General features: G+C 44.0%; 8 protein-coding genes. 3 read left to right on the top strand and 5 right to left on the bottom strand.

The features are described 5' to 3' along the window. Positions 1-88 precede the first annotated feature (88 nt). Both B3V51_RS12685 and B3V51_RS12690 read left to right on the top strand, forming a co-directional pair. Positions 89-361, top strand: a complete 273-nt coding sequence (locus B3V51_RS12685; protein WP_223333007.1) for a hypothetical protein — start codon at positions 89-91, stop codon at positions 359-361. A 222-nt stretch (positions 362-583) separates the two neighbouring features. Further along, positions 584-961, top strand: a complete 378-nt coding sequence (locus tag B3V51_RS12690; protein ID WP_071001936.1) for a hypothetical protein — start codon at positions 584-586, stop codon at positions 959-961. 107 nt (positions 962-1,068) lie between these two features. Here B3V51_RS12690 and B3V51_RS12695 read toward each other — a convergent pair whose 3' ends face one another. Further along, entirely contained in the window at positions 1,069-1,458 is a 390-nt protein-coding gene (locus B3V51_RS12695) for a hypothetical protein (protein ID WP_071001935.1), read from the bottom strand. A gap of 173 nt (positions 1,459-1,631) precedes the next feature. Continuing rightward, positions 1,632-2,147: a hypothetical protein gene (locus B3V51_RS12700; RefSeq protein ID WP_071001934.1), complete on the bottom strand. Its 516-nt coding sequence runs from the start codon at positions 2,145-2,147 to the stop codon at positions 1,632-1,634. 316 nt (positions 2,148-2,463) lie between these two features. Between B3V51_RS12700 and recJ the strand changes: the two genes are divergently transcribed. Continuing rightward, complete coding sequence (gene recJ, locus B3V51_RS12705) at positions 2,464-4,305, top strand: single-stranded-DNA-specific exonuclease RecJ (RefSeq protein WP_286708533.1); 1,842 nt, start codon at positions 2,464-2,466, stop codon at positions 4,303-4,305. Between the two features lie 68 nt (positions 4,306-4,373). Here recJ and B3V51_RS12710 read toward each other — a convergent pair whose 3' ends face one another. From B3V51_RS12710 to B3V51_RS12720, 3 genes are all read right to left on the bottom strand, one after another. Beyond that, positions 4,374-5,039 (bottom strand): trimeric intracellular cation channel family protein, encoded by a 666-nt coding sequence (locus tag B3V51_RS12710; RefSeq protein WP_286708534.1) that lies wholly within the window; start codon positions 5,037-5,039, stop codon positions 4,374-4,376. A gap of 71 nt (positions 5,040-5,110) precedes the next feature. Further along, entirely contained in the window at positions 5,111-5,746 is a 636-nt protein-coding gene (locus B3V51_RS12715; RefSeq protein ID WP_286708535.1) for a trimeric intracellular cation channel family protein, read from the bottom strand. Positions 5,747-5,848: 102 nt separating this feature from the next. Next, positions 5,849-6,354 (bottom strand): multidrug resistance efflux transporter family protein (locus B3V51_RS12720; RefSeq protein ID WP_286708536.1); only part of this gene is annotated, 506 nt, incomplete at its 5' end.

Below are 6,354 nucleotides of genomic sequence, written 5' to 3' on the forward strand. Positions count from 1 at the left end.
ATAGAACCCAGTGCCACTTACCATATCGGTATCAATCTTATAATTCATACAGCATTCCAAAGCATTGGCTCATGATGGGTCCGGTAGTTTGCCATATGCAGCGGAGTTTTTGGAATCGACACAATTTAGGCGTATTGTTTATGGTGCTTACCAATATCTACCCTCACAAGCCAGCTTTATATTTCATGAGATAAAGGGAGACGTACAAACCTATATCAACAGAATGCACGAGCATGGTATTGCGGTTGGTCGCGAGTTTGCGCCCATCACAGGTTTCAATCGTATAACGCTTGGCAGACCTGATGAGATGGCAGTATTCGTTGAGGTGCTCAAATCATTTCGTGAACAAGGTTGGGTTTAATCCCTATAAATAGAATAGTGTCATGATAAGACTTGAGGCAAGCTCTTTATTTTTACCAACATCAAACGCAGTTTTACATATCGCACCTTAAAAAATCGCTCTCTATCTTATAGAATAGCCGCATAAAGCATGATCTACTAAGCATATACATAAAAGCTTTATTACAGCAATAGAAGTAGGCATGCTCTTGTATTTTATAATTATAAAGTTAGGGAAGTACTTATGTTTGATATCAAGTCGTTTTTTAAGCGGGAAGTAGAAAAAAAGCTTATCAACGTGGACGATTATATTTTTATGCCTGAGCGGGTAGAGATGGAGCTTGAAGGTGGTCAACTAAACTGTGTGTTAAATAGTGATGGGCGTGTAGATATTTTTTATAGCAAGGAAGGGGTAACCGAGGTTGGTTCAGCGTCACGCAAGCATCCTTTTACCGCATTTGAAAAAGAGCTGTATCATGGTGTTTATGATGATGTTATTACCGAATTAGTAAAAGAGGTGGATAAAATTATTGATGGCTCCTCTAAGTATTTCCGGCGCAGCCAGACATTGCCTTTTACAGCTGCTCTATCCCAAAACCCAGCTGATTCAAACAAATTTTAGGCAAATGCGATAACGTAAGTAGATAGTATAAAGCGTCAAAAAAAGGGGTGTGCTATTGGTAGCGTACCCCTTTTTCTGTGACATTTTTTATTTATTAATATTGTGATCTATTTGACAAAACTGGCATAGCAGCTTTGAAGCGATTTGGCGACAACTCTAGTAACCAGTTGAGCGCGATACTGAGAATCGATAGCGGCATTACCCAATTCAACGATGGTCACTTGCTGCGGGGCTTGCTCACTCACGCAACCACAAACGTTACTTTTAACAGACTCTTGCTGCGCTTCCGTCATGGCGACACTTGCAACACGCCAAGCGGTTTGTTTTTCAATTTGGCTACGGCATTGGTTGTCGATCGCCGCTTTAAAGACATTCATGCCAATCTCATTTGCGGTACCAATAGCTGTGCCTGTGCCGTCATTTGTAGCACCCGTCGTGGTGCAGCCTGCTAGCGCGACAGTAGCCAGCATAACGGTCGATGCCAGAAGTTTTTTCATAAGTGAATCCTTTAAGGTATTTGATAATCTCTAAAGTGGTATATTATCAGTAAAATATAGTAATGACATCATTAACCCGTCGCCTGAGACAGTCTACAATGCGCTTACTCACAAAAAAGCCAGCTAAAAAATCTCATAGCTGGCTTTGTAAATATAGCGTTGCCTAATGTTTATTAAACATTTTTACCATGTTCTTTTTGCTGAATGTCTTTGGCAAGCTTATAGCATTCGTTGATATGGTCAGTAGCGATTTTCTTAAAAATCGTATAACCCATGGTCGCAGCAACCAGTTGACCGCCTAATGGGACAAATTTGGTGACTTGTTTGGCGGCAATACGACCACCAAAACCTTGAATGGTTTTCTTAACGATACCACGTGTTGCCATCAATCCTGCAAAATCTACAGTGCGATCTTTGACAGCGCTCCAATGCACTTCGCGTGACTGAAGATCGATTGCTGACTGACGGTCTTCAATCAAACCAAAACGTTCGCTAATCTCAGGAATCAATTGCGTCAGCATGCCGGCATCAACCGCCACATCAAAGAACGGTACAGGAACAATGGCAACACCAGCAGATATTCTGGCGCGTTTTTTTACCATATCGAGGCATTCTTTTTTGACTTTATCAAGATCTAAGCTAGGATCGATCGTATTTGGTAATTTTTCAGCAGCTGGTGTGGTTTTCATAAAGTATCCTTATAAATAGTTAAAATATTGATGATGTAACCGTCAATAATTAGCAAGTCTCTCAGTTGTTTACTATTCTATGAATTTATAGGCGCCATACAATCATTGCTTTGTAGCAAAATGCAGAAAACTACGGTCACTATGCATCCTTTTTGTAAATGAAGAGCCACATGCGATACGTTTTCACTGAATAAATCCTTTTTCCAAATTACCATTTAAGCCAACATCTTTGGTAAATAAATGCAATATTAGCTAGTGTACAGAGACACTATAAATTGTCGTTGTGACCCTGCCTTAAAGGCAGTAAAATACGCTCATGCTGAATTTAACCCCCCGTAATACCAGCACTCGCATTGACGAGTTGCCCGCCGCGTTGCAACCACTTGCCGCCCAATCATTGACGCTTGCTCGCTTATATGCAGGCCGAGGTATCACTGCACCTGATGAGCTGGAGACTGGTTTGTCTGGTCTGTTGCCTGCTGACATGCTGCACGGTATCACTGAAGCCGTGCGTCTATTGGACATCGCTATCGATGACGGTCAGCGTATCCTGATCGTTGGTGACTTTGACTGTGATGGCGCAACCAGTACCGCGCTGATGATGCGCGCACTCACAAAGATGGGGGCAGTCGTCGATTTTTTGGTGCCCGATCGTTTTAAATATGGTTATGGGCTAACGCCAGAGATTGTCGAATTGGGCATCGAAACCTATCAGCCGGACATGATCGTGACAGTCGATAATGGTATTTCCAGTCATGAAGGTGTGGCGCGCGCCCAAGCGGATGGTATTACGGTAATTATCACTGACCATCATCTCACGACCAAAGAAACACCACCTGCTGAAGCCGTCGTCAATCCCAATCAGCTTGATTGCAATTTCACCAGTAAAGCACTGGTCGGGGTAGGGGTCGCGTTTTATGTGCTCGGACGATTGGCAAAGCTGCGCCGCGACGCTGGCAAGTCTACCGTGCAGGTTAGTCAGTATTTAGATTTGGTAGCGCTTGGTACGATCGCAGATGTCGGCGTACTCGATAAAAACAATCGTATCTTGGTCCATCATGGGCTATCTGCTATTCGTCAAGGTCGCTGTTGTATGGGTATTTTAGCGTTACTTGAGCAAGCAGGCCGTGACCCCAAGCAATTACACGCACAGGATTTTGGCTTTGTGTTAGGGCCACGTATCAATGCGGCTGGACGTATGGATAATATGCGTATCGGGATTGAGTGCCTATTGACCGAAGACTGGAGCACCGCCCAGCGTTTGGCGCAAGAGCTTGAGCAACTAAACCGTACACGCCGTCATGTAGAAGGCGAGATGCGTGCGCAGGCAGATAGTATCGTACAGACATTGGCTACTGAAACTGATATTGAGGTCGATGAAAATACAAATGACAGTGGCGATGACCTCATTACTCAAGAAGTTAATACTCAATTCGCCACTACTCATAAGACAAGCCATACAGACACTCGAAGTATCGTTCTGTATCAGGATGATTGGCATCAAGGCGTGATTGGTATTGTCGCTGGACGTTTAAAAGAAAGTCATTACCTACCTAGTATTGTTTTTGCGCCAGCAGATACAGAGCAGACTGGTGAAGACGATGCGATTAAGGGATCAGCACGGTCAATTGCTGGCGTGCATATTCGTGATGCGATTGAGCAAGTCGCCGAGCGTCAGCCTGATCTCATCAGTCATTTTGGTGGTCACGCGATGGCAGCAGGTCTGACCCTAAAGCGTCGCAATTTTGAGCCATTTGTCGCCGCGTTTAACGAAGTTATGGCACAAATGGATGATGACGTGTTTGCAGAGCAGAAATTCACTGATGGACCTTTGCAAGCGGGAGATTTTAGCTTGTGGTTTGCTGAACATTTAGCAGATGCTAGCATTTGGGGTCATGGATTTGCACCGCCGATATTTGACGGTGTGTTTGAGGTATTGAGTTTTAAGATATTAAAAGACAAGCATCTTAAACTATCGCTGCATTATCCAGACGTCCAATATCCAATCGAGGCAATCTGTTTTAACTTTGACAATGATGCTTGGGATTACCGTGCCAAAAAAGTGCATTTACTATTTCAGCTAGATATCAATGAATGGAATGGCAAACAAAGCTTACAGCTGATGGTAAAAGACTTGGCTGTGGTAGAGCAGGGTTAAGGCTTAAATGCTATCAGTACAGTCAAGTTTGAGTGTACTGATACTATTTGCTACTTTTTGACTTAACATCAGTACTTCCACTCAAGAGTGGGGAACTGCCAATCATAACGAATAGCCAGCATACGCAAGGTAAAAATCGTACTCATCGCAGAGATATCAGCAACCCAATCGGTAACGCCTAAGTTCTTTAGAGCAAAATATAGAATACCCCCAGTTAACGCCGCAGTGATATAAATCTCTTGCTGCAATACCAGTGGAATCTCATTACAAATCATATCGCGAATGATGCCACCAACGATGATGGTAATCACCCCCAACAACAGTGCCACTGGCACATTGGTACCCATGCTGTCAGCGACCTTGATACCGATGAGCGTAAAGGCGGATAGACCGATGGTATCGGAGAGCTTAAGAAACTTATAAACGCGTCTTGAATTTGGATGAAAAAATATCTGCATGGCTAGGGAAGAGATCGTAATGAGCGTCAGATAGCTCATATCTACCATCCAAAACAGCGGATGACGATCCAAAATCACATCGCGTACGGTGCCGCCACCGATGGCTGTGACAATAGACACCAGCAAGCAACCAAAGACATCAAAGTTCTTATGCTTGGCTAGTATCGTCCCTGAAACGCTACAGGCGATAATCCCAATCATATCAAAAAAATAGATCAAAGAGCGCGGATCAAAAGTCGTGATTAGGACAGCAGGATCTAATACGATAGCCAACATAAGCCATTCTCACTATTTTTGATGATTGTCAGCTTTTATGTACAAAAAGCATTGCATTTTTGATCAGCTATTTAAGCAACCAAACGGATAGAGGGCAAATGCCAGTCGAATCTGAGCGCCAGCATGCGTACCGCAAAGATGACAAAGAGCATAATAAACTCATTGATGCCAGCGCTGACACCAACATACTGCAGGCATAAATATGTCACAGATCCTGCGATACTGGCCGTGATATAAATCTCACGCTGCAATACTAATGGTATCTCATTACAGATAATATCACGGAGCATCCCACCAATAATGGCTGTCCAGACGCCCATCATAATAGCAATAAGAGGTGACATGCCTTGGGTCAATGCGACCTTAAAGCCAATCACGCTAAATGCCGCGAGACCAATGGCATCGAAAAGCTTAAGCGCATTGTCGATCTTGTGATATAGATGAAAGAATATTTGTAATACAAGGGATGTCACGGTAATGACGATCACATAGTTGAGATCCGTCATCCAAAATAGTGGGTGACGATCTAGTGCCATGTCACGTAGCGTACCGCCGCCGATGGCATTGACCATCGAAACCAAGATGCAGCCAGCAATATCAAAGCCTTTGTGCTGAGCGAGCAATGTCCCTGCAATTGCGCAGGCGATGATACCCACCATGTCCAATAAATATAATAGAATATCAGGAAAAATTAAATCATTAACCATGGTTATATTGCCAAATATTGAACATCAAAATGATGGAGTTTTTGTTTTGAATAATGAATTTTTGGCTGATGTAAAAAACTCAGCGCATCGTTAGAGCGTCATTTAGCCATCTTTTGCAAACAGTATCAAGCCAATGATAATCAGTACAATACCGACCAGACCTAAGGCTGAGGGTAGTGGGTTTCCCAGCAGGATCATACCACCAATCAAAGCAAAAATGATTTCACTGGCTTGTGTCGAGTCAACGCCCGCAACCTCACTTGAGGTCACCGCGTGCTCACGCGCATATAAAAACAGACTGGTCGCGGCCACCCCTGATAACAAGGCGACCAGTAGCGTGTTAAATACCTGCGCGCTGCCAGGTAACTTAGGGCGTACTACCAACCCTAAGACAACCCAGAACGGGAAACTCCCGACGGTCATCAACCACACTTTGTTAAAGGCGTTCTGTAACAGATCCGTCTCGATAACAGGAATACGTCTGATCAGGGTTTGCAGTGTGGAGTTGTTCGCAGTATCACGGTCAGCGCTATGCGTATCAGTAGCATTGTGGGCACTGGCCAATAGCGCTGTTTCGGCACGCATCGGCTGCGAGTGGTGCTCACTAT

It is taken from the genome of Psychrobacter sp. UBA2514 (genome assembly GCF_002341255.1).
GTDB lineage: Bacteria > Pseudomonadota > Gammaproteobacteria > Pseudomonadales > Moraxellaceae > Psychrobacter > Psychrobacter pacificensis.

Excerpts from the sequence above, each read along its gene's own strand:
- B3V51_RS12710 (WP_286708534.1), bottom strand. The coding sequence starts at position 5,039 with ATGTTGGCTATCGTATTAGATCCTGCTGTCCTAATCACGACTTTTGAT.
- recJ (WP_286708533.1), top strand. The coding sequence starts at position 2,464 with ATGCTGAATTTAACCCCCCGTAATACCAGCACTCGCATTGACGAGTTG.
- B3V51_RS12690 (WP_071001936.1), top strand. The coding sequence starts at position 584 with ATGTTTGATATCAAGTCGTTTTTTAAGCGGGAAGTAGAAAAAAAGCTT.
- B3V51_RS12700 (WP_071001934.1), bottom strand. The coding sequence starts at position 2,147 with ATGAAAACCACACCAGCTGCTGAAAAATTACCAAATACGATCGATCCT.
- B3V51_RS12695 (WP_071001935.1), bottom strand. The coding sequence starts at position 1,458 with ATGAAAAAACTTCTGGCATCGACCGTTATGCTGGCTACTGTCGCGCTA.
- B3V51_RS12715 (WP_286708535.1), bottom strand. The coding sequence starts at position 5,746 with ATGGTTAATGATTTAATTTTTCCTGATATTCTATTATATTTATTGGAC.